We start from the raw sequence: 26,707 nt of genomic DNA on the forward strand, positions 1-26,707 counted from the left end.
GAACAAATCAATGGGAAAAATGAAAACCTATTACTTCATGTCCGGCGGAAAACGGACAAACAGTACCGTAAAGACATCGGATATCCAAGAATTTATCGAGGATGCCTACGGAGACATTTTAGATAAAGTCCACGTGGATGAGAAAAAAAGAGAAATAACGATCAACCTTGATTTGCTGGAATCGATCCAGCATTTGCTCGGCAGAGATTGCAAATAAAAATTTGGTTCCCAGATGTGTATAGCGACAGCCATAAAAATAATATCTTTCCAGATAGAATGCAGACATGCCTGGGAATTTAACGGAACCAGTCCAACAGAAATACAATAAACTTCCCGGATGGAAGTAGCCTTGTCTATTTTCCGCCTAAAGAGAGCTCAGTAGGCAAGCACGAGTGAGCCATTTTAAATTCAAAAATAGAGGAGCGATAACTATGGAAAAGACACAGGAAAATGTAGAGCGCGTATTGGTTCAAGGATCGGCTACTTTCAGTATTAGCTGCAATGAATTAAAAGCCCTTGTTACGCCGGAACAAGCCAAAGACGAAGCTTTCATGGAGGGTTGGTTCATCAATCAAGCTTATAAAATGCTGATAAACGGTGGTTCGCATGACAGTGAAGCTACCTATGAAAATGATGTGCCCGTACTTCTTTATGAGGAAACGGCGCAAAGTTTTACAGGTAAGATCGTTACCGATGCTCAGTGGAAAGCCATTCGGGAAGAATCACAGGAAAATAAAAGCAAATCCGAATAGGGACAAGCAGAACAAGGGGAGGCTTATTTCGCCTCCTAGTTCTCTTCATATAGGAGGCACTATGAAAAGAAAGACGTTACTGGATGTACTGATTCGGCAACTGTCCAAACCACAAGATCCGGAAAATTCGATAACGATCGATCAAAAAGAATATCAAGAGTTGAAAGATCAAGCCAAGCGCTATGAACAGCAGCGTAAACAAGCGGACACGATCCGTAAGCGTGGAGAGAGGCTGGAGAATGACCTACAGCAAGTCAAAGAGCAAAACAAAGACATACGGGAGCAAATCCGGAAAGAACGGGATGCAAGGGAAACTCAGGCGTCTGAACAGCAAGAATCATTGCAGCAGATCACAAGCTTACAGCAGCAGCTGAAGCAGGAGCGGCAGCTGGGTGAACAACTACAACGCAAGCTGGAAGAGCAGCAGCAGCTATTAAAAGTGCAGCAGCAAAAAGAGGACGTTCTGCAGCAACAGCATCGCGATACCAAAGCAGAGCTGCGCGTAGTCAAACAACTGCTGATGGATGCATTGCGGTCTTCTTCGGAAGCATCCAATATAGAATCCCGGCTGGAACACATCCTGCAGGAAACGCGGAATGCACTTCTTCAAAATGACCATGGGCAAACCCCAAAAGGGACTCATTCATTGTCTACGTCTGAATCTACCCAGGATGTTCTCGAGAAAAAATCGGTTTCAGTTCCAGTCACTCACTGGGAAAATGCAGTATTTGGTCGTATGGCTCATGGGGGTGTACTTCAAACCGAGGCCGGTGCGTTTTACCGAATTACGGAGCTCATGGTACAGCAGTATGATTTGGAACATGAGGCGCAGGTACGTATTCAGCTGGATGCCAACCGTATTGTGGATATCAAACTGCTGTTCCAGGGGGACGATACATTATCGCCGATCCTGCAACTTACCGGTACGATTCAGCTCGGAGAATCTTACCAGTGGTACTGTTTATCGACCGAAGATCCGCAGCAGCGCTATCCGATCCATTATAAAGATATCGAAGTGCTTACTCTTACAGAAGGCATCCCCTGTTTTTTCAATATCGATACGTCAGAATCGGAATTTTCTCGGTATGCCCGGATCTCTCGTCTGTTTACGGAGCTTCCAGAAGAAAATCGTCCTACAAAAAATAAAAAAAAACCAGTAGCTAACCTGGCTAAGCGAAAAAATAAGCCCTCTCCCTTCCTTGAAGGCTACACGGTTGCCGTGGTCGGCGGGATGAAGAAGTGGGTTGAACAGACGGTAACAGATACGGGGGCTGAATTCATTCATGATGATGAAAAACAGATCAAGCGGATCACGGCAGCCCTCACCAAAGTAGACGCTGTTTTCCTACTACTGACTGCAACGTCGCATGAAAGTACCTGGCAAGCTATTGAAATTGTGAAAGAAGCCGGTATTCCTCATTTCCGCATTGAAGGATCAAAATCGAATCTGCGGCAGCTGCTGATAGACAACCAGGAACGTATACGCCAGGCGCGAGAGGATCGGAATTTATGAATCGGCGTGAAGTTGTCCAGGAGATCAGCGCCCGGCTCGATGGTATCTGCAGATCGTGCACCATCCGGCAGCAATTACAGGACTCCCTGCAGCCCGGCGGCCAAAAGGATAGCACGATTGACCGCTATTGCATCAAACAGTGTGCAGTCGGTAAAGAGCTCCAGCAGCTGGGGAAAAAGCTGGGAGCTAAAGATCCATTGATGCCAGATGAACAGCTCTGGTATCGCTCACCCAAGCGGCGAGCAGCTTTCTATCAAACATGTGGAGGTTCACGATGAACATATACTTACCAGAACTCAACACAACGCACCTGGTACAGATTGTACTGCAGGATGCTGATTACCGTAATGAATACCGTATTGCAATAGATGGAAATTGTAAAGGCGCCGAGATCCTAACCGGTGCGATAGACGTGATCACGGATGGAACAATGACAAAGACCGACTGGCTTATGTCAGAGTCTTATATAGCGGACGAACACGGCTATGTTACACATTTTGTTTTATACAATGGTGCCGGAGAGCAGCTGCTGTACGATGCTAGCGATCCGGATCTGCCGCGTATCATTGTTGCTGCAGTGATTGTACAAGCTGCGCCAGAAGGGTCTTTACGTCCAAACGCATAATTCCAATTTTTACTGGAGGAATCAATGAACGTACTTTTTATATTATGGGGCGCTATTACACTGATTGTAATTCTCTTTTTGCTGTACTCCATTTATAAGCGGGTTACCTATAAGCCTTTTCCCGCAGATCAAGTGCAGAAATATTTAGAAGAAATCCTTTCCGATGAACATCTTAGTATGCGGATTGAAATTAGTCATCGTCTCTATCAATGGGAAGTTTTTTGCGAGAAGAAAGTACTAAATGATAGTATGCTGACCCGCTTTTTAATCTTGCTGACTGTCCAGTTGGGTCTATTTATTATTCATCCTACTTTGTCAGATTTTTTCAAGGGACATTGGGAAATTATATTGTTTATTCTCACAATAATCATTTTAGTGTACCTCGCGTTACGGAACATTACGAATCATCAATATATACAAATGGATTTCTGTTGGAATAGTTTTTTATTAGAAGAAACTCTCAAGAAAGAGGAGAGGGATCAATTATTGAAATCTGAACAACTACTGCCTGCTGAGAGTAGAAAGGAAGTATACGATGAATAGTAAGAGAAAAATCGTAAAAGCATTAATGGCGAAAGGATACCGCGCACGGGCCGTAGATCGGATCGATCACACATGGAGCGTAGCATATACTCAGAATGAACAAGCTTCCGAGCTCCTGACTGGACAAACGGTAACGCAGGTTCTGGAGCAGATTGGCGAGCTGCCGGATGCCCTGGAGACTTTGAAGACAGACTGAATCGGTGCCCTGGCTTGGACGTCCTATCTGGATTAATTCTTAAATGGCTTCCAAGCTAATGATATTGAAAACAACACATAGGAGAAAAAGAATGATCAAAAAATATATGATGAAGGCTCGCCAAAGAGATTTTTACGTTAATGTGATCATCACATTTGCAGGTGTGATTGCATTTATCTGGCTTTGTTACTTCTTTGTTCCGTTTCTAACTTCTTTTCAAACCCCAGCGAGTAACCAATCTGCTTTTGAAGTTACAGGTAAGGTTGAAGCCATCAATAAAAAGTTTTCGAACACACGAAGTAGCTTACTTGGAGGTGGCGGCGGAACGGTAGAAACCGAGAATTATACGATTCAAGTGAAAGGTCATAACTATGACGTCACCGCGAACATGGTCCATGTATTGAAGCCTGGTCAGGCCGTCACACTTATAGGTGACGAGAACAAAGTAGAATCGATCCAAATCGAAGTGACGAATTGGAATCGCTTAATGAATGGAGTGGATAGTGAATGAGTAAGAGCGTTTTTACTGCAAGGGAAAATAAAGATTATTTCATGAGGATCAGTGTGATTCTTGCCGGTGTCCTCATGGTTGTAATCAGTATTTATCTTGCAGGTCCATCTATCGCCCAGTCCATGACCTATGCTGATCAGCGTGTCCAATCTTCTGTCTTTCATGTGACCGGTAAAGTAGAAGGGGTCTATACAAAGTATACGTCGCAAAGCCTGGACGATCGCTTACCATTAGCCATCTCTTATACCGTTCGGGTGATGGGGAAAAATTACGATATTACAGATAAAATGGCACATGAGCTTGCAGCAGGCCATGCAGTCGGTAAAACAGTAAGTGTGTCTGGCGACTGGAAAGGCTTAGAATCGCTGGAAATGTCATGGAAAGCTGAATAAGTCTATGTATCAGTAGAAGGAGAAGTGTTATGACTGTTTCTGTATTTACACACTATGCAAGCCTGGGGGCCATCTTTTGGCTGGGGATCGTATTTATAATGATACTTCCGTTGTGGTTCATGGTACTTACTGGATATTGTCCTTTGATTATCGATAAATCAATTTCTCTTCAACAGCGCAGTAAAGCACTTTTCATTGTGAGCGCTTTTTCTGGAACAATGATTATAGGAGCGGTCCTTATTGGTTGGGCAGTTACGATCGCTGCTCCCTATAACAGTCCATCTGGATAGGCAGCAGTTTACAGCACCGCATTGCGTAAAAATAAATACGATCTAGCTATGCCTATAGAAAGGACTTTTTAATGAATATTGAGCACATCAATACTCAGTATGAGCAAATGGTCTATGTTTCTGCATTGCCGCATACTTCTGTATTCACAAGCATCACTTTTTATGGATTTTTCATCCTTCTCCTGTCGATATGCTGTTTGAAAACGATGGCCGATTTGATGGATACGCGTACTAAAGGAAAACACCTCAGTGCGTCTGATTTAAAATTAATCATTCAGTTATATGTAGTAGGTAGCCTTTTTATAAGTTTTACTGGGGCTTGGGGAGCTAGCTCTATTATGGCCTTCACGACAGATTATCTGCGGCTCTATGAGCAAGCAGAGAACCGGCAGCAGCAACTTGTTCATTGGAAGCAAGAATATGCAGAACCCTATCTGCAAAAACTCCCTGAGTCAAACTATCATGTACTACAAATTGAAAATCAGGGTCCGGCTCTTCCGGATCAATCGTTTCCTTTGCAAATCATCTATGAGAAAGATGGGAGAGCTGTTAGCGACAATGATCATTATACGGTTCTTATCGACTTACCGGCAGGATCGAAGCCCTTGTTGACGACCGTGCATCTTGATCATGGACTTGGACCTGTACAGGCATCGCCGGATAAGGGTTTCGAATATGAGCCTGGCGAGTACCATAAAGCTCTTCATCTCCCGAGCGGATATACATTTAAATCTAATGCAGAATAACCCGTGATCCAAGGGATTTGCAGGCGGCCCTCTGAACTTTCATGGTGAAAGCGCACAATGGTAAGGAGTGCGTATCAAGACCGAGTGATCCCAACAGAAACGACGCCCCTTCTTTTAATTAAGAAGGGGCGTTTGCTATAACAGGTTGATTGTCTTACTCATACCAATTATACTGAATTAAATAGCTGAAATAAATAATATAATCAAAAATTTACAGCTGTTTAATTTGATATAGCGAGGTATAATATGCATCCAGAAGAGAAATTGATTTTGTTTTTGCAGCAAAATTTAATCAGTGCAGATCAGGCCGCGCAAGAGTTGGAAGTTTCTAAAGCAACACTAATGGCTTGGGTTAAAAAAGGCAAAATATCGGCCGTTTACCAGCGCCCGAATGCTTGTCTTTTTTTGCAGCAAACCATTAAAGCCCATAAAAGGCATACTAATAAGCTGAATTCAGTACCGTCCAAACCGCGTTTTCATATCCAAGGAACACCACTTTACAAAGTGGAAGACGAAATTATAGATGCGATCGGTCAGATGGGAAGAATAAAAACGATTCATGTTTATTTTAATCATGACGATGCTGTTTTAGATGGATTTTATTATATCGATTCGGATCGTCCATTCGGCGGTTTGGATTCTATACGGAGCGCGCGTATGATTCTTATTGACGAATATGGAGAACAGTTGTGGGCACAATGCGGCACTGCAGGATACGGGGGGACTGGTCCACATGATGCAGAAGAGATCATGCGTTTACTACCCTCTAGTGGATTAATTCAAGTGCCCCCGATTCCAGAGGAACAGATTCAAAAGGTTTTTCGCGACCGAGTAGTAAAGTATGATCTGGATTGGAAAGGCGAAACATGGCAGTGCTTTAGCCAGGATAGCTATATGGATCCTCGGAAGGTAGAAGATTCCGGCTCTAACGACCGCCCAGTATCAGGTTCCCTTTACAGCTATCAAGGAAATTTGGTTTTGCTTGGAGGAGATGAGCACTCCTGGAGTGATAGTAGTATGGCCAAAAGAGCACTACAGCGCTATAAACATTTCATTCCTTCCCCTATCTCGTATATTTACTATCCCACTCAGGAACTGGCAATAAAAGCGAATCGATTTGCTCCTTATTATCCAATCGATATGGATTTTCATTCGGCCCAAGCTTTTCAACTGATTATCCAGGATAAAAGTGGACGGGAATTATGGCTGGCACCAGATATTGAGAAAGATAAAGGAATCACTCGGCAAAACTCGATACTGGAACTTCTTGAACTGGCAGGATTTGATGTTTCTCGGTACCGGAAACCTGGTGCGGTACTGAGCGAATGGATGACTGCATTACTTGCTCCAAATAGTGAGGAAAAGCCTATACAAGGATTTAAAAATTAAATTAAAAAGTTTTCACGATAAGCGGAGGTAGGTATGTATAAAACGTTATGGACGTCCGTACTGCATGATGACGGCGACACCTATCATCTCAAGCTCAAGTGGGATGGCCTACGCTGTAGCGTATGGATCACTGAGGCAGGTGAACGTAAAGAGGAAGAGCTCGGCAAGCGGCATGCGGACTGGCTGCAGGTATCCGTTTACGATCAGCTGCAGCAAGAGTGCGGGGAATGGGTAGCCCGGAATGTACGGGAGGATCCGGAGCGGCTCTGGCTGGAGACCAAAGAAGCCTTACAGATACCGGTACCGAAAAAGGTAGTGGCCAAACGCTCTATGATGTTCTATGGCATCAAGTATCAGATCGAGCTGTCCACCGACGGCTTTGATTTGTTTTTGTCTTGCCAGGCGGCCGGCAGCGAAAAACCGTTATCAGCCAAACAAATAACAAGTGTGCTGCAGGAGAGACTGGAGAACGTTCTGTTCAAGCACTACGGACGCGAGACCGCTGCGATCGTCACCAAGAGCGCTCTGCCGCTCAGCAGCCGCATTTGTGCGGAACTGGACCTTCCGTTGCCGGTTATCGGAGCGCAGCTGATGTACGCGGAGCAGCTGCAGGAAAATGGCTATGTGGTCGTGCCAGCAGCCTACTCTTCGTCGTTTGTAGATGCTCTTGTTTACCAGGATCAATCGTATCAGCTATTCCATAGCGGCCCCTATACGTATATCGCTATTCATGAAAAAGGGCTGCAGCAATGCCGGCTGGAGCTCGATAAGCAGCGGAAACAGCTGAATGAGCAGCTGAAAGAGCTCCAGGAACAGCAGCGGCTTCTTCGCGAGCAGATTTCAGACGTTATGGAAACCCAGGATGCTGCCCAGAGCGCCCAGTTCAGTAGATCCAAGTAAATATGCCTTCGGCATGTAGAGCGGCAGAACAGACCGCTACCGCCGTTTTACAGGATATGCTGGAACGCGAGTTACCCGTTTTCTGGTGAGCAGTTTATTCATACGATCCAACCATCCTATCCAAGAAAGGATTTCCTATCATGGCTGAAGATTTAAAAGCACTGCTGCTGAACCACCTTCAGTTTTTAGACGTTTCGCATGCCACAATTGAATTTGTCGCTTCTAACATTGAGCGAAGACAACCCTTTGGCTGGATGGTGATGCATACCGATGTACAGTGTCAAAGTCTGGAAGAAATTAGAGTGCTGGTGCTTATGGCTCGGGCATTTAAAGAATACCAGCTGCTGCAGTATACCCTCACCTCCAGCATTGTGGTAAGCCGCGCAGAGCTGGACGATGAGACGGCCAAGCGCCTGGCAGCATTTTATGATGGAGAGCTGAACAGGCCCCGGCTCAGCCCTATGATTTACGACTATGAGACAGATTATGATTACCGGATTCCTCCGGAAGAGCGGTATACTCGCCGTATGAGCGCGCTGAAAGACCAGCCTTGGCTATTTACCGCTGCTTCTGCAGAGCAGCAAGGGATAGCCCTGCCTGCCGTGCTGTCCGGCTTGTCGGGCTGGACCCATGAAGATTTTACATCGCATCTGCAGGAGGCGGTGGCAGCGCAGCATAAGGAGTACTACGGGCACTCCGCCGGCACTCTGCAGTACCGTATCTACATAGAGCGCGCAGAGGAGCACGATCAGAAAGATCTGGGCGGCCATGATCTGGTCGAGTTTCCGGAAGATGCTCCGCGGCTGGTGATAGACGTGGGCGGTACCGATCCTTTACTTCACCCGGTAACAACGTTCTATTTTAATCTCTTTACCGATTACTATGGGCACCGGACCTTTGATGGCCGGAAACTCTGGGTGGACTATCACCGGATGATTGGCGAACAATATCTGAGCGTTCCCTACCCCAGCCCGCAGCATTCCTTTTTAGCCTTTCACAGCTTCGTGAAAAGAAATCTCTCTACATACCAACAAAAAGGATGGAAAGTGTGCTATCCGGATGCAGGGGGGCGGACCGGCCAGGAGAAGGATGTTATCCTGGACTATTTTATGCATCAAAGTGGGCAGCATCTACTGGTAAGTTACCGGTATAATGTACTGCAAGACAAGGTTCAAACGACTATCCTTTCAGATGCAGAAGCCACGAAAGGGGAAGAAGATCGATGTTACAATGATCCTTATTTATACCGTCTCTTTGATCAAACGATACGAGATGGTCAATAATTAATACCATTCAAAAGGTACCTATAGTGAATAATATGAAATTAGCTGAGGTGCCTGAATAATATAGTGAGTGTTAGTTATGCTCAAAAAAGAGTCCCTTCCGCCGGAAGAGACTCTTTTTCATAAAAATGGATGTTTATTGCGAGCACCGCCTATGTTTCAGTGTTTTCATGTACAGCGAATATGTATCCGAAAACGCCATGAGGACGGAGTAGAATGTATGGTTTGAAAAGTCTGTTGCGCAGGATCAGGTCTCTAGCGGCAGATTTACCGGGTCTTTGCTGTCCTATCGGGCTATTTTTTGCCGGACGGCCAGGATATCTGCTTCTTTTTGAAGCACCTGCAGGCGCCGGCAGCAATTGGGACATAGCATGGCGATCTCCTGGCTCGATTGAAGCTTTTCTTTTGGGCTTAAAAAGAAAGCCTCAAGAAAAGGAAGGCCACTCGGATGTATAAATGGAGCGAATGTTCCGCAGTCTTCACACATTCCATCAGCGCGCCGCTGCGCTTCCTCGATCAACGGCTTATATTTTGACAGGCCTGTAAGCTCCTCTGCCGCTTCCGGCAGTCCTTCTGTCCATTCGTGGGGTAGCGTCAGGAAAATGCGGATTTACAACGCTAAGCACATTTTCGAGACGATTCCCCCATTTTTAACAACGTTAAGAAAATTTCAATGGTCTTAAAGAATCTAACGAGACCATTTTCTCGGAATTAAAATGGTATTCTCCTAGCAAATTAATATGTTCCCAACCTAGAGGCGACATATGGTGCAATAATTCTTCATTAAAACTACTAGCCTGTTTTTGATATTCAACTGCTTTTGTTAGGTGTAAGGTATTCCATATACTGATGGCATTAATGATTATGTTTAAGGCACTGGCCCTTTGCAATTGATGTTGTATAGTCCGTTCCCTAAGCTCACCTTGTTTTCCGAAGAAAATAGCTCTTGCTAATCCATTCATGGCTTCTCCTTTATTCAATCCTCTTTGTATTTTTCTTCTTAATGATTCATCCGATATATAATTCAAAATAAAGATCGTTTTTTCTATTCGGCCCATCTCACGTAAGGCCGAAGCCAAGCTGTTTTGTCTTGAATAGGAACCTAGTTTCCCCATAATAAGGGATGCTGAAACTGTTCCCTCTCTTATAGAATGAGCTAATCGCAAAACATCCTCATAATTTTCTTTAATGACCTTTGTATTTATTTGTCCACGTAAAATGGCTTCTAATTTTGGATATTCACTTGCTTTATCTATTGTAAATAATTTTGAGTCTGATAAATCTCTTATTCTAGGAGCAAATTTAAATCCTAATAAATGAGTCAGTCCGAATATTTGGTCTGTGTAACCGGCCGTGTCTGTATAATGCTCTTCTATATTTAGATCCGTCTCATGGTGCAACAATCCATCCAAAACATGAATCGCATCCCTTGAATTTGTATGAATAATCTTTGTGTAGTAAGAAGAGAATTGATCACTAGTAAAACGGTAGATGGTGGCTCCTTTTCCAGTCCCGTAATGTGGGTTTGCATCTGCATGAAGTGATGAAACACCTAGCTGCATTCTCATACCATCTGATGAGGATGTTGTACCGTCGCCCCAATTGGAGGACAACTGTAATTTATGATGGAAATTTACTAATATGGCTTGGGCTTTATTCATTGCATCTTCATACATACGCCATTGAGATACATTGGCTAGTTGCTTATATGTAAGTCCGGGTGTGGCCTCGGCCATCTTGCTCAAGCCAATATTCATACCCATTCCTAAAAGGGCAGCCATGATAATGATTGTTTCTTCCTTATCTGGTTTTCGATTATTGGAAGCATGAGTGAATTGCTCATGAAATCCTGTTATATGAGCCACATCCATGAGTAAATCAGTTAACTTTATTCTTGGTAGTATCTGATAGAGGCTTGCGCTAAATTTTTTTGCTTCTTCTGGAACATCTTTTTCTAAGCGTGCAAGTGACAGTTTTCCTTTTTCAAGAGAAACTCCATCTAGCTTGTTGAAATTGGCAGCTAACCACTTTAACCTTTCATTAAGGCTTCTAGTTCTCTCTGTTATATAATCTTCAAATGATAAACTAACTGATAATCTCGTATTCCCCTTCGATTGATTCCATGTATCTTCCGAAAACAAATATTCCTCAAAATCCCTATATTGTCTGCTGCCCACAATGGAAACATCTCCTGCCCGAACATGCTCCCGAAGTTCTGTTAAAACAGCCATTTCATAGTAATGACGATTAATTGTTGTACCATCATCCTCGTATAAATGCTTTTTCCATCGTTTTGAAATAAAATCCACAGGTGAGTCGTCAGGCACTTTTCGCTTTCCGGATTCGTTCATTCCTCGGATAATCTCAACAGCCTGTAAAAGTGGCTCATTTGCTTTTGTAGAATGAAATTCCAATACTCTTAATAGCGTTGGCGTATATTTTCTTAGTGAATAAAACCGTTTTTGCAGTAAGTCCAAATAATCATAGTCGGCAGGACGTGCAAGCTCCTGAGCCTCTTCTACTGAAGAGACAAAGGTATTCCATTCAATAACCGATTCTAAAACCTTAAAAACATCTAATTTTTCCTCTTTTGCTTTAATTAATGCTTGTCCGATGTTCGTAAAGTGTATAACTTTCTCATTTAGCTTTTTACCATTTTGTTTCTGGATTTCCTCTTGAGCCTTACGACCTTTTGATAACAAACTAAGTATTTGCCTATCATGAATTTCAAACGCTTTATCCGTTAGCTCCTGAGTAAGTTGTAATAAATAGACGGTTAATATCGAATAACGTTTATTTTTTTGAAAGTCACGGAATGCATACGGCTCGTATCTTGAACCTAAGCGAGACAGCTGCAACAGGCGGTTGCGGTGCAAATGACTAATTTGTACCGTTTCCAATTCCATTCCTCGTATATATTCGAGTCGTTCTATTACTTTTAGAAATGTTTCGGGTGAAGGATGACCCGGTGGTTCCTTTAACCAACCCAATATCGTTTTATTAGATTCAGATGGATGCTGCGAAGTAATAATCTCTTCAAGCTTTTCTTTTTGCTCATTTGTAAGAGATTTACTAACTGTATTAAATAGCTTCTTTTCAGCCATCGCCCTTGCTTCCCACACCATTCTTTCAAGTGTAGTGATAGCAGGCAGTATAATTTTGTTTTTTCTTAGAAAATCTATGCATTCATGCAGTAGATGAATGGGATCACCATTTTCCAAAGCTAATTGATGAAGGTACTTAAATGTCATTCGATATTCACTCAGGGTAAAAGTTACAAAGTCGTATTCACTTCGAATTTCTTTCAAATGATCCCAAAGTGTATTTTCCCTTTGAGGATAATGACCAAGCGAGGATGGACTAGCACCAATCTGTTTCGATATATATTGTATGACCGAATCTGGGATGCTTTTGATATGAGTGTATGGCCAACCGGGATACCGAAGAACAGCTAATTGAACGGCAAACCCTAAACGGTTTTCTTCCCTCCTTCGCTTATTAACTATTTCTAAATCACGTTTGGAAAAAGTGAAGTAGGTCCCCAATATCCATTCATCTTCAGGGATTTGCATAAAAGACTGTCTCTGTTCCGGTGTAAGCAATTCTCTACCTCTCGCAATTTTCATTCAGTATCATCCCATTTCTGTATTTTTCAATTTATTAGTTCAATTATATATCAATAGAGTGTACTCTATTGATACAAGTGTAGTAGACAGATAAAATCATAGTAGGGAGTGTCTCATAAGACTTGTATCAAAAACGAGGTGGTATGATGCGAAAAATCGGTTATATACGTGTCAGTTCAACTAGCCAGAATCCTTCAAGGCAATTTCAGCAATTGAACGAAATCGGAATGGATATCATTTTTGAAGAAAAAGTTTCTGGAGCAACAAAGGATCGTGAGCAACTTCAAAAAATGTTAGAGGATTTACAGGAAGGTGACATTATTTATGTTACAGACTTAACTCGGATCACTCGAAGTACGCAGAATTTATTTGAAATGATTGATTTAATACGCAGTAAAATGGCAAACTTAAAATCACTCAAGGATACATGGTTAGATTTATCAGAAGATAATCCATACAGCCAATTCTTAATTACGGTAATGGCTGGCGTTAACCAATTAGAGCGAGATCTTATTCGTATGCGTCAGCGTGAAGGGATTGAGCTAGCAAAGAAAGAAGGAAAGTTTAAAGGTCGATTAAAGAAATATCATAAAAATCACGCAGGTATGAATTATGCAGTTAAACTATATAAAGAAGGAGGAATGACTGTAAATCAAATTTGTGAAATTACAAATGTATCTAGAGCTTCTTTATATAGAAAATTATCTGAAACATGAAAAGGATTAAAGAATTAAAGGATTATAGGAGTATTAAGGGCTTTACCTTATGGTAAGCCCTTAATTTGAAGAATTACTTCTTAACAATCAAGACAGGAATTTCGGACCGGTGTAACACCCCTTGAGCAACACTGCCCACCAATACTCGATCAAAAACACCTCTTCCATGACTACCCAATATAATAAGATCTACTTCCTCTGTTTGGGCAACATGACAAATGGTTTGACTTTGGTGACTTATTTGATGATTATATTCAAGACGATCCTTCCAAGGTTGAAGGACTCCTTCCATAATTTTCTTTTCAATATGTTTACTAAGTTCTTTTTCGTATCGATCCACTGCTTCAGTTGCAAAATCATAGGCGTAATTTTCTTTAACCGTGACGTAAAGCACAACACCTGTTGCATTTGGCCAAGCTTCCAAGAACTCCCCTGTCATTCTTGCGGCATGTTCAGAATAAGCCGAACCATCAGTAGGAAATAATATTTTATTCATTTAAGAAACCTCCTGATTTACAATTAATTACATTGTGAAGTATGTGATAACAGATAACAAAACAGATGTAATAGCCATTGCTAGAAGTGGTCTTAACGCTTTCGTTCTAAGGTCTTTTAGACTAACATTTAAACCTAATCCAATCATAGCCATAGTTAGGATAAAGGAAGTGAAGAAAGAGATGCTATTCATGACACTAGTTGGGACGGTAATCAAATGACCAAGGACATAACTTCCAAATAAGCTCATGATAATAAAACCTATGAGAAACCATGGAAATTCAATTTTAGCATCAGAATCTGATTCAACTTTATTTTTTCGTTTCATCCAGTACATAAGAATAAAACTAAGTGGAACGAGTAAGAAAACACGACCTAGTTTCGCTAACAAAGCAATAGCAAGTGCATCTGGACCAGCAGGCGCTCCTGCTAAGGCAACATGAGCAATTTCGTGTAGACCTACACCTGACCAAACACCGTATTGAAGGTCTGTCAAAGGGAGAAACGGACGTAAGATAGTGTATGTTATGGCGAAAATGGTACCAACTAAAGCAATTATACCTGCCCCAATAGCAGTATCTTCATCCTTTGCTTTCAAAATGGGTGAAACGGCTGCAATTGCAGCAGCGCCACACACCCCTGTTCCAATTCCTAATAACAAGGATAAGGAAGAATTCGCTTTGAATAGTTTTGCAAGCAACATTGTAAGAAGGATTGAAAAAACGATGGTTCCGACATCTCTTGCAAGCAAACCTAACCCTTGATGAAAAACAACATCAATGTTTAGTTTTAACCCAAAAAGGATAATAGCAAGCCTTAACAACCTTTTGGCAGAGAATTGGATTCCAGTACGGAATTTCTCAGGATATCCCCAAATTTGTCGATAAACTACTGCAATGATGATTGCACAGGCGAGCTGACCAACATGATCTAACCCGGGTATTTGTGATAATCCAAAACCAACTAATGCAATAATAAAGGTAAATCCAACACCACCGAACCAAAGTCCTCTCGAGGATGATTTTTTATGTTTTGCTAATGATGTATTCATTTTAACAACTCCTATATTTGCTTCCTTGTATTAAGAGTATATTTGTTTTGATAATAAGTAAAATAGATTATAATTATAGCTGTAATATAAAATTACTTATCATTGAAGTTTCTTAGACCCCATTTTATTCTAAGGAGGAAGACTCATAATGGATCAATCTTTACTTGTATTTACTACAGTTGCAGAACAAAAGAACTTTACTCGAGCAGCTGAACTTCTCCATATGACACAACCAGCAGTCAGCAATTATATACAAACGTTAGAAAAAAACATGGGGATAAAATTGTTAGAGAGGACAAACAAATATGTTCGACTTACCAAGGCTGGAGAAATAGTATTTCATCACGCCAAGGACATCTTAGGTCTCTATACTCGAATGGAAAGACTCATTGATGATTTAAAACATACTGCAAGTGGTCCTCTTTCTATTGGTGCAAGTTATACTTTCGGAGAATACATTCTTCCTCATAAAATTGCCAGTTTGCTTAAATCCTATCCATTATTAAATCCAATCATTACTATAAAAAATTCTAATGAAATTATAGATTTAATAAAGAAACACGAGGTAGATGTTGGGATAATCGAAGGAGAGGCTAATAATGAAAATATAAAGGTTATACCATTTTCTCTTGACGAGTTATCAATTACAGTCCCTTCAAATCACCATTTAGCAGAACAAAAGGAAATAGACCCCTTGTTATTAAACCTAGAGACTTGGTTAGTTCGTGAAGAAGGTTCTGGAACGAGAGAAATGCAAGAAAAGGGATTTAAACAATTGGGGTTTTCTCCGAAGAAGTATATGACATTTGGGAGTACGCAAGTTATTAAGGAATCTATTGAAGCTGGTCTAGGAATTTCTATACTCTCACACGCGTCAATAAAAAACGAACTAGAACTTGGTAAAGTGAAGTTACTTGATATAAATGGGTTTCCAATCTCACGAAATTTTTCACTTATAACTCCAAGAGTTGAATTTTATACAAAAGCAATCGAGATATTTATTGAATCCTTAGTTATAGAATGAAATCCAGTCAATTGTGAATAACGAGGTGAAAAGCAAGCCCTATCAACGTGGAACAAGTTCATCCAATGTCAGATAAAATAAATACCAATCCTCCACGTATCGTTGTTAAAATCGGGTTATTAATCTTGGGAGTGATCTTAGCGTTGTAAATCCGCATTTTCCTGACGCTACCCCTTCGTCTACAAAAGAGGTGATAGGAGTCTCAAGTAAAGCGGCAAGCCGCGATAGATAGATAATATCTGGTGTACGTTGCCCTCGTTCATACATGCCGATCGCAGAGGGAGACACCTGCATTTGAGCAGCTAATTCTTTTAAGGTGAGATTATGTGATTTGCGTATGGCTCTTAAAGCAGCCAAATTAATATTTTTCATCGTCAGTCGTATACCTTTCCGAAGCATAAGAATGGAAAGCTCGATTAAAAAATCATTTTTTTTATCTGCTTTCTTGTACTATTGAACCATTCGGGTTCCACATCTAAATCCGCATCAATCGGATAGTTGATAATTTCTCCATCTGGACAGACCTTCCAAATGGATTGAGCGACATTTTTTTGTTGATTCCATAAATCGTCACTGTAGCGGATCGCTGGGGCTAGAGTAAAATAAAAATTGATCTGAGCTGTACTGGTAAGATCTTCTTTAACGAATTTTTCATGACTGGCTAAAAGAAGATAAGGAACATACTTGAAGGTTAAGCCTTTATAAGCCCAGACATTTCGTTGATGGCAGTTTTGAATCAGCTTTCGGAAGGTAGCAATTCTCAATCCACCGGTTAATGCACTGCACTTGTTATACACCTTATACAATTGCCGCTCTAATTCTTGTCTAATTTCCAGCGAATTCTTCTCGTCGATTGCCGAAGGACGAAGGTTTAAAAAAGGAGTGCGGTTTCCAGCTTTGGTTGGACATTTTGTGCCCTGGTAATGAGCAAAATGAGCTGCTGTTGATGTTGTTTCTTTTGCTCGTATGTAGACATCTTCGCCACACACTTCACATCTGCCTATCGTTCGATTTTCACAATGAATCTTCCATTCTGCTATAGAATAGCGCTTACCTGCAACTTTATCGATGGCATACTTCATACTATTGTTGTGACCTCCTTTAAGGACGCTGGTCTGCGCAATAAAAATTTTCCTGGATAGCCTATTCTTTAGTATAGCGGTTGATATTCTATAGTGCGACAATACGCGGTTTAAAACGTATGATACCTAGAAAAAGTGATAAGACCTATACAAACAAAAACCGATTATGGATAGAAATGAGTAGTAATCATTGGCATACATTATAAAATTCATCTGGATTGGCACTACCAGGTGCTGAATTTGGATACCGAGGAGGATAAGCTATGGCGCAGCGAGCTTACTTAAACTATTTCGATGGATGGAAAGAGCAGTTTCCGAGTGCAACGCTGCAGGAGATGGGGGATGAGCTTGTAATTGAGCTGGATTCCTCCCAAATTTCAGCGGCGGAGGTATTAGCTGTGCGGAACATGCACAAAAAAGGCTTACGTACCCCATTTTGTGCGATCTGCCAGACCCGTTTGGTTTATGATAAAGGATTTATCGATAATGACCGCTCCGGAATGGGTTCACATCGAGCGCCTTCTTTCAAGCATTTGAAAAGAGACTGTTTCCGCAGTGAATCGCTTCCGCATGCGTATACCAAACGCTTTGTTTTTAGTCGTTTGGAAACGGCCGGTTACCGGGTCTTTGAAGACATGCGGCCTTTTGGTGCTCAGCAGCTTCAAGCAGATGTGGCTGCCTATCAAAAGGAAAACGGAGAAGAAGAGCTGCGCATGGTTGTCGAAGTACTGGCCACCCCTCCGAAAGTTCCAAATATGATACGAAAAATGAATACGTTTGCTACTGAATCTGTACCGACTGCCTGGGTACTACTTCTGGATAGTTTCTTTGACAAGCGAGTGGTCGGCGGTGTCACCCGTATGGTTGATCCTACATTTTTGCATGAAGTGAAATACAAGGTTACGCCTATTGAGCCAGGGCAAAATGATAATTTTGTGGTTGCAGGCAAAGAGAATGCTGCTTTTTCCTTTTTGATTCAGAATTATGGATACGTTATAGGCGTTTTTCAGCCAGGGTATGTATTTTTTATTCGGCGCGATCCGCGGAATGAAGAAGAACGTCAGTACAAGCTCTTAAAAGGGCAGACATGGGATTCCGCGGATGATTTGTTTGTGATTACGCGTATGGCGGATAAGGATCTGGTGCCGACCCTTCTTTATACCCCTGTTCTAACCTTCGCAGAACAAGCGGCCAAGCGACCATTACAGCCTGGAGCGCCCCGGGAACTCCAAGAACAAGACATGCATGCCATTGTTAAGAATAGTCCAAATGAAGAGGCGAACGTAGATATCGATTTTGAAGCAGCTAAGCTGGTAGGTGAGGAGGCTGAGTTAGCGTACAATCCGCTCCAGCTTATCCAGGAGAGCCGGCAAGCGCGGGAAGCGGCGCGAATAAGGTATGAAGAAGATATTGCCAGAGAAGAGGCTCAGAAAGCAGTCCAGGAGCTTCAAAACGAGGAAGTTGATCAGCAAGCTGCTGGAAGGGAGCAATCCGAGTCTGCTGACACGCTGGAAATTAATCAACTCGATGACCGTTCATACGAAGAAGCAGAGTTATTAGCAAGCGATCCAGATTATCCACCCAACATCCGAATGAATGAAAGAAAAGAATGGGCGCCTTTTGAGTATCCGATGAATTATAAACAGCGGGAGCAGGTCACCTATGAAATTCAAGTTCGTGGTTATACACTGGCGGAACCTGATCAGCTCCTGCATTGTAGTGAGGCGGAGGGGCTGCAGATTGTACAGGCGATGAAGGATGGCAGGATTGAAAATTCTCCACTAGAACTGATTCGTAATGAGCAGACGATCACAGAAGCTTATGCGCACCTGGATGATAAAGGCCGACTCGCAATGGGACACTTTTTGTATCCAGAAGGACTTGCCGAACCTTGGTTTTTTACTATGACGACTAAGCAGAAAGAAAAAGATCAACAAAAAATGAAGCGATTACAGAAGCTGCAGCGTCAACAAGATAAGCAAAAAAAAGGTGTTCCTGAAGATCAAGAACGCTTTGATTTTTAATTTATATATCTTTATGTATCTAAATAAATATAAATGAGTCCTACTAGTTGTTAAGTAGAACTCATTTTTCATATCTTCTATTTTTTGTCTTCTAACAGCTAATAGCTGTCATTCAAATCAAGAGTTTCTACATTCCGTACTTTTACTTGAGTGAATGGTTCTGATCTTCCTACTCGAAAACTTAATGGACTATAAAATCGAGATTCTGGATCTTTGTTAATTTTACGAATCCGGAACTCACAAAATTTTTGGCTAAGTGGATGCCGGAAAACGAAACTTGCTTGAGTAGGATCATTTGACTTCGCTAATTGAAGTTGAGGTTTTTGCATCATTTGATATAGAAATGGAAAACAAAGCATTCGGAGCTCGTCATCTTTAAATGTTCTATTATTAGCTGCCTTTAATGATTCAAAAGTAATATTTTCATTATTTAATTGAATGAAACCATTATATCCACCACCATGATTCCCTAAAATATGGTGAATACCTAGCAGATGAGCAAGATTACCACGTTCAAATCGTATTCTAATCTCTTTTAAAGGACTAGCTATTTCCATTCGGAACTGTCGATCAGATAAGTGCTGAAGGTAAAAATCTGTAATAATTTTTAGTGTGAGCTCACTAGATTTGGGAATTTTATTTAACGTAAGTAGCTGTTCGACAGTTAATAGACCCAATGCATAATCTCCTAATATAAAGAGAAGACCTTGATATGCTCAAGGTCTTCTCATAGTATAATTTGGCAACGGCAGGGACCTTCTCCCTACGGGATAAACCAAGCCAGTCAAATATTCGAATTCCCAATATAAGACTGTAGTATCAAAAGATACCTTAATTATTTTACATCTTGTATAAACAAGATGCCGCCCGGCGCGGTATGCGAAGTGCCAAAATTTCACTTGCTCAAAAGCAAGCCTCGTTCGCATATATGAGTATCGTTAACTTTACAACAACTTTTTTTACTCTTCATACACTCTTTAGAAAATTATCATTAACGATACATGTATATTATATTTTAAAACGCATTATATTTCAAGAGGATTTTTAATGAGAAGCCCGCCGCCTGCGGGTCGCAGCGCATACCTCGCATGAATAATACACTGTTATTTTCAATGTAATTGTAGGCTTAACAAAGGAATTAGGAGTCTATTAAAAGTCGGTAGGTTTTATACAGCTAACCTAAGCTTGAGTGACCGGGAAGCGGCCTGCATCCAATAAGCATCTTGAGCCAGCTGATTATAGAGCGCCCATTCTTTTTGTAGCATGCAGCCAGTCACTTAGCCTGCAGATAGCTGTGTATGACTGCACAGCAGTAATTGTACAGCCTGATACCGCGTACGGTAGGGTTTAGGGATGGTATAAAGCTGCTCGATCACCACTGTATACGTTTCAGAAAGTACATAAGCTCGATTCATAGCGTCCAGGGAGAGCAGGCCAAATACGCCTAAGGACTCTTCGATCAGCTGGATGCGCCAGGCTTCCGCGATCTGCTGATCCGGCAGCAGGCAGCTGCTTGTAAATACACCCGGCCGATCCCGATCAAAATCCCAAAACAGACCGCTGTCTTGCTGCAAAACAAAGCCGGTCAGCGGCGATTGTAAAAACGACTCAATCTGGACGTGTTCAGATAGCAAATCGGCGTGCTGCTCGGTCATTGTTTCTTCCGGAAGCAAGCAGCCGGGCTACAGCATAGTTCATAGGATCACCTCTGCCAGCGAGTATAGAAGGGCAAAGAGATCGAAGTCAATAGAACGAATACCACAAAAATAAAGAGGGAAATTAACACCGGTATGCCTCAGAGGAGACAAATAGGACGGGGAAGGCTTTAAAAAGAAAGCTATAGTTTAGCGATGTTTCTGGTTAGAATGCGGAACCACGGTACGCTAGCGTAAGCGCGTAGAACGAGTGCGTGGATGGCTGTGTAGCGGTGGTTTGGCTTGTTCTTCCGTTTCGATACGCTCGGTGCGATCAATTCGCTGCAGCGCGGTCTCATCGTGCTGTGGATCGGTTTCGAAGGCTATCCATTCTCGCCCATGCATCTTGGCGGCAGCCGGACCTATGCTTCTTCTGGCAAATAGATCGACAACTTGTTCACCAGGCTGTCTGCTGTTTAAAATTATCTGCAGGTTCGTAATATCGAGGAAGCTGTATCCTAATTTGTATACTTCATCCTACTCTTATTACATAGTTGTTCCTGGGATAGAAAGAGTAGAGGAGAGTAAAAAGCCCCTGTTCTTCCAATTTAGAAGACAGGGGTTTTCATTATTTAATCAATGGTCATTAGTCAGACCGGTGTAACTGAAAAAGTTCCTTTAACACCATCGGGGGCGGTAATGGATACTTGGTAGCCCGAACCATGGAAACTACCAAATCCTACAGTAGATTGATACACAGCACCACCAGGTCCTGTGGCACGCATCGGCATTTTAACCACGACTTGTTTACCATCGTTAGCATATACCGTGAAGTATACAAGCTGTCTTGGAGCAGGATTGTAAATGAATATACGTACATCCACGCCTCCATCGAGATCTAATTTTGTGGATTTTGATCCAAACGAATAGGGACCGTAGGTCACAGATTGCGCTTGTACAGACATGGTTTCTGCTGATGGCTCAGCGGATGCTGACGTTGATGCAACACCGAAAAGGGATAATGATAGAGACGCTGCCAGGGTACTTGTAATGATTTTTTTAAACATATGTATGCTCCTTTTTATTTTTTTCCGTATAATTGTAACATAAGGAAAAAATTATACAAATATAAACAGTCTCATGAAAAACGTTATACAGGATAAAACAAAGCGAGCCATGATGCGGCTCGCTTTGTTCAAATTAATACACATAGGCGCCAGTCGTAGGAGCTTTGGGAGCTGTCAGTTTGATGAGCACAAAAGCTGCAATCACAAGGAGCACTAGGACGGGAACGCCGAACGCTTTTCCGCCGCCCAGGGCAATACCAATTTTGCGCATAGGATACACCTCTTTTCAGGAATAAGGCTTTGTGCAGAGATCCACCAAAGAGTAGCGAGAAAGTGCAGCAGAACACTCTGGGGTTTTATTTAAAAGCAGAATTTGAGGCCCCTAGCTGGCTGCTAGACCATATTTGGTAGCTGTTTAGGTATACCAATCAGGATCGATACCTTATTAGCGCCTTATACGCGGGCTCAGGAGCTCATTATTTTACCGGGAACAGAGATGAGGATTGCCACTTGGGTTGATTTTTCAGAACCATCTGCTCATTCAGCTGCTTGCAAAAGTCTTCCCACTTCTGCAGACGCCCAGGAGTGGATAAATAGTCGACGATCATTGGAGCAAGTCCACTGGCCATTAGCAAAAAGATCAGCAGCCGGCAGCCAGCTGGGTTGGCTGTAAAAAAGGGGAGGCTCAGCAATTCACGAATTCCTTCCCCTGCAGGGGAGTGTAAAAAGGGAGCTGCAGCCAGAGCAGCTGCATAGCTTCGAATCCACTGGACAACATTTTCAAGAATCTCCTCATTGTTTTGACGTGTAAAGGTAGTGGGCTGCAGCCAGGTCTCCAGTTGAAACATAGCCTGCTGCTTTAAAAATTCTTCCATGTCTGTATTTTGCAGCTTTGGATCCCCTACAAACTTGGCGATCAGAGGAAAAGCGATGTAGCCAAGTGTTTTAAAGCCTTCTAAAAACAGCTCGGCTTGAAGCGCTGCTTCTTTTCTCGCCTCAATCTCAGCGTTCATACGTTCCTGGTCTGATTTTTTCGGTCGTCCGCCGCGCGGAGTCGTAAAGGACATAAGAATCTCCTCTTTAATGATTTCTTTCAGACTTTCCTCAAATGCAGATCCACTACTGATGTTTTCGACTGCAGTTATCAGCCGAGCTTGGAATTGCTGCTGGTAGTCATAAAGCTTGTTCATCAGGATAGGGGTTCGAACGGGTAAGCCTGCCCAGTATAAAACGAATAGCGTATCTTTCTTGGTAATATGCCGATGCTTTACCAGTTGATGAATCAGGCGAATCGCGTCCATCGCCTGGGCATAAGTAGCCGGTTCGGTACCGTGATATCCTTTGCTGCGCAGGCTGGACCGTAACAATCCCCAGGATACGTATTTGTCGAACATGAATGAGCTGAGAGGAATGTTCTCTTTGCTCGCCTGCTCCAGGATCTGTTCTTTGGTACATAAGGAAGTGTGCATGTTTGATTCCACCTTTTATTTGATTGAGAAGATGGTTTAATCGTACAATTCTGCGGATGTCGAAACTACAGCAATTAATTCTTAAATGCATAAAAGTATGAAGGAGAGAGATAAGAAGCGAAATCGAGGGAATGATGATATGATCGAGAAGATGAAGAGGCTGCCAGAAGCACTGGTTCATCCGCTCATCGATCTTTCTTGAAATAAATAGGGGTTACACAGATGCTGGGATATAATCACGGGATGGGTGCCTGAGCAAGGTGCGTTGTATAATAAAAAGAGTCTCGCAGATCTGCGGGACTCTTTCTATAAGCGATATTTGTTAGTGGCTTGCTATATGGGTGTTCCGGGTAAAAAAAGCAGCCTGGACATCTTATCCAGACGCGGTCAATTACTACGGAGTCGTCTATTAAAAAAAGCCCCGGTAGAATCGGAGCCCCGCCAACACGCGGTGATATACACCTTATTACGTATACGATCCGATAAGAAACGTATGTAGCGAGTATAATTTAGAATGATGAAAATGAAAATCGGTAATCCTGGTCTTCATGAAGCAGGGTAGAGCATACGATATGATCTTTCTGCAGCATGTCTGTACATAGAAGGTGGAATTATCGGTTGTCCAGGAGTGTGAAAGTCATAGAGACGTATTGGACCATACAATCTGAGGAAGTCTGGGAGCTTGCTGTCCGGCGTGGCTACCTGATAGGAGATCCACACTATTATATGTTTCCGGAAGAATATGAATGGATGATCCAGCAGATGAGAAACCGGCTACCGGGCTATATCGGCGAACCACCGATATGGCTGTGGTTACAGAAACCGGATATGCGCAGTACCGGTCACGCAGAGTCCGGAAGTAAGATCGTTCGCCTTACGGTGCAGTTGGATCCGCGCAGCGTCCTGGTGTCGGACTGCTGGGATTGGGAAATCGTGCTGAATAATGGATTTAATGCAGACACAGAGGCCGAATCCCAAGCGTTTGATGCAGGAGAATTGCAGCTTACGAAGGAACAGAGCTGGGAACGCATATTTGAACTCGATCGGCCCCGGGATAGCTCTTGGATCGGTAGCCATCCTCGTATACTACAAGGTACGACAGGACGGATTGATCTGCAGTATATTCGGAAAGTAGAGTACTTTACTGCTCGCCAGTTAGGACGATATTTAAAATCGAAGAAGGAGACTGAAGTATGGCATTTTTGATTGGTCAGCGACCGTTTATCAAGCTCTATATTCTACACATTCTTGATCAGCGACAAAGTTATGGGCTGGAGATGATAAGTGAGGTGAAAAGATACTTAAAGGAAGAGGGATACACACCGCCACAAAGTGAAATATATCGAGGTTTAAACGAATTAGTAACAGCTGGCATTATTGAAACAACTCATCGAATTAAAAAAGATCATAATGGAAGCACGGGCGATTTTCAGGAAATTATTCTGTACAAATATACAATAGACGGCAGGCAAAAGGCAGAAATGTTTAAACGTGAGGTGAAACTAGAACTTGATCGTTGTATAGGGATGCTGAAACAGGCCAGAAAAGATAATTTCAAGTAAATAAAAAGGAACCCTATAGTGTAGGGTTCCTTTTTTATTTAGCTTACCATTAAGCTCCTTCACCGTGGATCATAGGTTTAATGGTAGCTTCACCATTAGTGTTTGAAGTAATATTTGGTGGCAGCGTAAGTAGTGTGAAAGCTAAAGCGATGGAACAAGCAACAATAAGTGATTTAAGAGACTTCTGCATAGTCACTCATCCTTTCTCTAATATTAGCGTAATCTTCCATTTGATGTAGGGCAGCTGAACCTTTGTAGTTTTCAATTAAACCCATGGATTTTAATATCATGTCCCTATTTCTGAAGTTAAGAGAAACTTCAAAACATCGTAAAGCCATATCCATGCCCTTCTGATAATTAAAACTCCTGAAAAGATATTTTGACAATGCACAAATGAGCTTAAGATATTCATGTATAAGCTTTTCTTTAGCATAGTATGATTCATGATTCGCTAAATCGCTTCGTAAAATTATAAGTTCATACGCCTTATCAATTACATCTTTACTGATAGATTGCTGATATCTGTTTGCGACTTCAACAATTTGTCTTATTGCTGGTAGAAGTTCATCGTCAGAATAATCTTTAAGGTAATTCATATATTCTGGAATAATACTCAAATTTCCTTTTTCTAGTTGGAAATAAAAAGTATTTGCTTTGGCAAACATTTTAAATCGTTCAACGTGAATCCAGCCTTCATCATCAAGTTCTGGAAACCAAGATAAATCTCGATATTTTTCGATTAATTCCTCTGCTTTATCAAATCGTTTATAGAAATTATGCACAGATGTTTGCATAATAAATCCTTGTCCGTAATAACGAACTAACGGATCTGGAAGTGGTTCATCCAATTCATCAAAACTATATGATGAATTTTGCATTTTTAAGATATGTTCAACGAGAGTAATAAGCCGCTGACTAGCCAAGTCAAGGGTAGGCCAATCTTCATGATAGAAAAGTAGCAGTCGGCAAATTTCAAGCAAAGCGTTTATACGGATACGAGGTGGCATACTGCTCGTCATAGTGTAGTTTAGCCAGTAATTAATGTCGCCTATTAACTTATCTCCAGTGCTGATTCTAATAGAGAGTTTGCGATAATTAATAACAGACATAATAGTATCCGTATCCGTCTTGCTTTTAGGTTGCAATTGAGAAAGTTTATCATAAACTGGCAGAAAATCTTTTTTAAGCTGTGGCTGTTCCTTATAAAAAGTATCAACCAGCATAAAAATATCCTTCAAATGTAAAGATGCTTCTTCGGAATCTAAATACGAATCTATAATCATAAGGGCTATTGTAAATTCTTCAAGATTCAAAGACTCTTGAAAGGCAGTTTTAACAAATCGCCAGGCGCCTCTTTTATCTGCAAAGCGAGATCTTAGATAAGGTTTAAGGTGTTGATCTACTTGCAAATCGAGTGCTTTTGCAATCTTATAAAATACTTTGAATGGTATTCTATAGTTGTTTAATGCATCGGAAATATTTCCTTTATTTACACCTGAAAGTTCACTCAATTGAGTGCTAGATATTTTAAGGTTTATCATAATATTTCTTACAAGATCGACAAAATCGCTGGCCATATATTATTCACTCCTCAGCAGCAGAACAGTAATCTGTGTAATCAGTAAACTACCTACCAGAGATCAGCTACAGATACTTATAATGATTGTTATTTGCACCTATAATTCGCTATTTTTATGAAGATTATTTGTGGGAAAAAAAGCTATAATATTGCTGTTTATAGAACTACATTTTTATAGCTCATTTCAGAATAAAAAGACTAAAGAGTAAAACTGCTCACTTTCGTAACTGTACTAAAT

31 protein-coding genes are annotated in these 26,707 nt (G+C 41.7%); 20 read left to right on the forward strand and 11 right to left on the reverse strand.

Annotation, left to right across the window (positions count from 1 at the left end):
* Positions 1 to 10 precede the first annotated feature (10 nt).
* The 14 genes from AR543_RS23300 to AR543_RS23360 all read left to right on the forward strand — a co-directional run bounded on the left by AR543_RS23300 (position 11) and on the right by AR543_RS23360 (position 9,140).
* A complete protein-coding gene (locus AR543_RS23300) occupies positions 11 to 217 on the forward strand; it encodes a hypothetical protein (protein WP_087071382.1) in 207 nt (68 codons plus the stop codon).
* 214 nt (positions 218 to 431) lie between these two features.
* Complete coding sequence (locus AR543_RS24395; protein ID WP_158524019.1) at positions 432 to 752, forward strand: hypothetical protein; 321 nt, start codon at positions 432 to 434, stop codon at positions 750 to 752.
* A gap of 61 nt (positions 753 to 813) precedes the next feature.
* Positions 814 to 2,265, forward strand: coding sequence for an NmrA family NAD(P)-binding protein (locus tag AR543_RS23305; RefSeq protein ID WP_158524020.1), 1,452 nt, complete (start codon positions 814 to 816; stop codon positions 2,263 to 2,265).
* Positions 2,262 to 2,543 (forward strand): zinc-finger domain-containing protein, encoded by a 282-nt coding sequence (locus AR543_RS23310; protein ID WP_087071384.1) that lies wholly within the window; start codon positions 2,262 to 2,264, stop codon positions 2,541 to 2,543. The genes AR543_RS23305 and AR543_RS23310 overlap by 4 nt, the downstream gene beginning before the upstream one ends.
* On the forward strand, positions 2,540 to 2,890 hold the full coding sequence (locus AR543_RS23315) for a DUF5406 family protein (RefSeq protein ID WP_087071385.1): 351 nt from the start codon (positions 2,540 to 2,542) through the stop codon (positions 2,888 to 2,890). The genes AR543_RS23310 and AR543_RS23315 overlap by 4 nt, the downstream gene beginning before the upstream one ends.
* 24 nt (positions 2,891 to 2,914) lie before the next feature.
* Positions 2,915 to 3,433, forward strand: coding sequence for a hypothetical protein (locus AR543_RS23320; protein ID WP_087071386.1), 519 nt, complete (start codon positions 2,915 to 2,917; stop codon positions 3,431 to 3,433).
* Entirely contained in the window at positions 3,426 to 3,629 is a 204-nt protein-coding gene (locus AR543_RS23325) for a hypothetical protein (RefSeq protein ID WP_087071387.1), read from the forward strand. Before AR543_RS23320 ends, AR543_RS23325 begins: the two co-directional genes overlap by 8 nt.
* A 91-nt stretch (positions 3,630 to 3,720) precedes the next feature.
* Positions 3,721 to 4,140 (forward strand): hypothetical protein, encoded by a 420-nt coding sequence (locus tag AR543_RS23330; RefSeq protein ID WP_087071388.1) that lies wholly within the window; start codon positions 3,721 to 3,723, stop codon positions 4,138 to 4,140.
* Entirely contained in the window at positions 4,137 to 4,532 is a 396-nt protein-coding gene (locus tag AR543_RS23335) for a hypothetical protein (RefSeq protein ID WP_087071389.1), read from the forward strand. Before AR543_RS23330 ends, AR543_RS23335 begins: the two co-directional genes overlap by 4 nt.
* Positions 4,533 to 4,561: 29 nt before the next feature.
* Complete coding sequence (locus AR543_RS23340; RefSeq protein ID WP_087071390.1) at positions 4,562 to 4,822, forward strand: hypothetical protein; 261 nt, start codon at positions 4,562 to 4,564, stop codon at positions 4,820 to 4,822.
* A gap of 71 nt (positions 4,823 to 4,893) precedes the next feature.
* Positions 4,894 to 5,568: a hypothetical protein gene (locus AR543_RS23345; protein ID WP_087071391.1), complete on the forward strand. Its 675-nt coding sequence runs from the start codon at positions 4,894 to 4,896 to the stop codon at positions 5,566 to 5,568.
* Between the two features lie 246 nt (positions 5,569 to 5,814).
* Positions 5,815 to 6,957 carry a helix-turn-helix domain-containing protein gene (locus AR543_RS23350; RefSeq protein WP_145953957.1) on the forward strand — a complete coding sequence of 381 codons (1,143 nt, stop codon included), beginning with the start codon at positions 5,815 to 5,817 and terminating at the stop codon, positions 6,955 to 6,957.
* 33 nt (positions 6,958 to 6,990) lie between these two features.
* Positions 6,991 to 7,857 carry a hypothetical protein gene (locus AR543_RS23355; protein WP_087071393.1) on the forward strand — a complete coding sequence of 289 codons (867 nt, stop codon included), beginning with the start codon at positions 6,991 to 6,993 and terminating at the stop codon, positions 7,855 to 7,857.
* 140 nt (positions 7,858 to 7,997) lie between these two features.
* Positions 7,998 to 9,140: a hypothetical protein gene (locus tag AR543_RS23360; RefSeq protein WP_087071394.1), complete on the forward strand. Its 1,143-nt coding sequence runs from the start codon at positions 7,998 to 8,000 to the stop codon at positions 9,138 to 9,140.
* A 659-nt stretch (positions 9,141 to 9,799) separates the two neighbouring features.
* On the opposite strand, the gene AR543_RS23370 is transcribed toward AR543_RS23360, so the two are convergent.
* Positions 9,800 to 12,766, reverse strand: coding sequence for a Tn3 family transposase (locus AR543_RS23370; RefSeq protein ID WP_017815734.1), 2,967 nt, complete (start codon positions 12,764 to 12,766; stop codon positions 9,800 to 9,802).
* A 146-nt stretch (positions 12,767 to 12,912) separates the two neighbouring features.
* Here AR543_RS23370 and AR543_RS23375 point away from each other — a divergent pair, with 146 nt between their 5' ends.
* On the forward strand, positions 12,913 to 13,482 hold the full coding sequence (locus AR543_RS23375; protein WP_017815735.1) for a recombinase family protein: 570 nt from the start codon (positions 12,913 to 12,915) through the stop codon (positions 13,480 to 13,482).
* A gap of 73 nt (positions 13,483 to 13,555) precedes the next feature.
* On the opposite strand, the gene AR543_RS23380 is transcribed toward AR543_RS23375, so the two are convergent.
* Positions 13,556 to 13,978, reverse strand: coding sequence for a universal stress protein (locus AR543_RS23380; RefSeq protein WP_017815736.1), 423 nt, complete (start codon positions 13,976 to 13,978; stop codon positions 13,556 to 13,558).
* A gap of 27 nt (positions 13,979 to 14,005) precedes the next feature.
* Entirely contained in the window at positions 14,006 to 15,028 is a 1,023-nt protein-coding gene (locus tag AR543_RS23385; protein WP_017815737.1) for a YeiH family protein, read from the reverse strand.
* Between the two features lie 148 nt (positions 15,029 to 15,176).
* Between AR543_RS23385 and AR543_RS23390 the strand changes: the two genes are divergently transcribed.
* Complete coding sequence (locus AR543_RS23390; protein ID WP_017815738.1) at positions 15,177 to 16,052, forward strand: LysR family transcriptional regulator; 876 nt, start codon at positions 15,177 to 15,179, stop codon at positions 16,050 to 16,052.
* Between the two features lie 105 nt (positions 16,053 to 16,157).
* Here the strand turns inward: AR543_RS23390 and AR543_RS23395 are convergent, their stop codons facing one another.
* Together AR543_RS23395 and AR543_RS23400 are read right to left on the reverse strand one after the other, a co-directional pair.
* Positions 16,158 to 16,424: a helix-turn-helix domain-containing protein gene (locus AR543_RS23395; protein ID WP_087071396.1), complete on the reverse strand. Its 267-nt coding sequence runs from the start codon at positions 16,422 to 16,424 to the stop codon at positions 16,158 to 16,160.
* Between the two features lie 44 nt (positions 16,425 to 16,468).
* On the reverse strand, positions 16,469 to 17,134 hold the full coding sequence (locus AR543_RS23400; protein ID WP_087071397.1) for a competence protein CoiA family protein: 666 nt from the start codon (positions 17,132 to 17,134) through the stop codon (positions 16,469 to 16,471).
* A gap of 263 nt (positions 17,135 to 17,397) precedes the next feature.
* Here AR543_RS23400 and AR543_RS23405 point away from each other — a divergent pair, with 263 nt between their 5' ends.
* The gene (locus tag AR543_RS23405) at positions 17,398 to 19,158 is read left to right on the forward strand and encodes a hypothetical protein (protein WP_087071398.1); all 1,761 of its coding nucleotides are present in this window, start codon (positions 17,398 to 17,400) and stop codon (positions 19,156 to 19,158) included.
* A gap of 98 nt (positions 19,159 to 19,256) precedes the next feature.
* Here the strand turns inward: AR543_RS23405 and AR543_RS23410 are convergent, their stop codons facing one another.
* Entirely contained in the window at positions 19,257 to 19,835 is a 579-nt protein-coding gene (locus AR543_RS23410; protein ID WP_087071399.1) for a PBECR4 domain-containing protein, read from the reverse strand.
* A gap of 600 nt (positions 19,836 to 20,435) precedes the next feature.
* The gene (locus AR543_RS23415; protein ID WP_087071400.1) at positions 20,436 to 20,813 is read right to left on the reverse strand and encodes a hypothetical protein; all 378 of its coding nucleotides are present in this window, start codon (positions 20,811 to 20,813) and stop codon (positions 20,436 to 20,438) included.
* A 282-nt stretch (positions 20,814 to 21,095) separates the two neighbouring features.
* Here AR543_RS23415 and AR543_RS24400 point away from each other — a divergent pair, with 282 nt between their 5' ends.
* Positions 21,096 to 21,236: a hypothetical protein gene (locus tag AR543_RS24400; protein ID WP_158524021.1), complete on the forward strand. Its 141-nt coding sequence runs from the start codon at positions 21,096 to 21,098 to the stop codon at positions 21,234 to 21,236.
* 206 nt (positions 21,237 to 21,442) lie between these two features.
* On the opposite strand, the gene AR543_RS23420 is transcribed toward AR543_RS24400, so the two are convergent.
* From AR543_RS23420 to AR543_RS23425, 3 genes are all read right to left on the reverse strand, one after another.
* Positions 21,443 to 21,859: a hypothetical protein gene (locus tag AR543_RS23420; protein WP_087071401.1), complete on the reverse strand. Its 417-nt coding sequence runs from the start codon at positions 21,857 to 21,859 to the stop codon at positions 21,443 to 21,445.
* 133 nt (positions 21,860 to 21,992) lie between these two features.
* Positions 21,993 to 22,130: a hypothetical protein gene (locus tag AR543_RS24405; protein WP_158524022.1), complete on the reverse strand. Its 138-nt coding sequence runs from the start codon at positions 22,128 to 22,130 to the stop codon at positions 21,993 to 21,995.
* A gap of 205 nt (positions 22,131 to 22,335) precedes the next feature.
* Positions 22,336 to 23,328, reverse strand: a complete 993-nt coding sequence (locus AR543_RS23425) for a hypothetical protein (protein ID WP_087071402.1) — start codon at positions 23,326 to 23,328, stop codon at positions 22,336 to 22,338.
* 618 nt (positions 23,329 to 23,946) lie between these two features.
* Here AR543_RS23425 and AR543_RS23430 point away from each other — a divergent pair.
* Both AR543_RS23430 and AR543_RS23435 read left to right on the forward strand, forming a co-directional pair.
* Positions 23,947 to 24,534, forward strand: coding sequence for a DUF3841 domain-containing protein (locus tag AR543_RS23430; protein WP_227871920.1), 588 nt, complete (start codon positions 23,947 to 23,949; stop codon positions 24,532 to 24,534).
* Positions 24,522 to 24,890: a helix-turn-helix transcriptional regulator gene (locus tag AR543_RS23435; RefSeq protein ID WP_087071403.1), complete on the forward strand. Its 369-nt coding sequence runs from the start codon at positions 24,522 to 24,524 to the stop codon at positions 24,888 to 24,890. Before AR543_RS23430 ends, AR543_RS23435 begins: the two co-directional genes overlap by 13 nt.
* A 173-nt stretch (positions 24,891 to 25,063) precedes the next feature.
* Here AR543_RS23435 and AR543_RS23440 read toward each other — a convergent pair whose 3' ends face one another.
* Positions 25,064 to 26,467 carry a helix-turn-helix domain-containing protein gene (locus AR543_RS23440; protein ID WP_087071404.1) on the reverse strand — a complete coding sequence of 468 codons (1,404 nt, stop codon included), beginning with the start codon at positions 26,465 to 26,467 and terminating at the stop codon, positions 25,064 to 25,066.
* Positions 26,468 to 26,707: the final 240 nt, after the last annotated feature.

Source organism: Paenibacillus bovis (genome assembly GCF_001421015.2).
GTDB classification, from domain to species: domain Bacteria; phylum Bacillota; class Bacilli; order Paenibacillales; family Paenibacillaceae; genus Saccharibacillus; species Saccharibacillus bovis.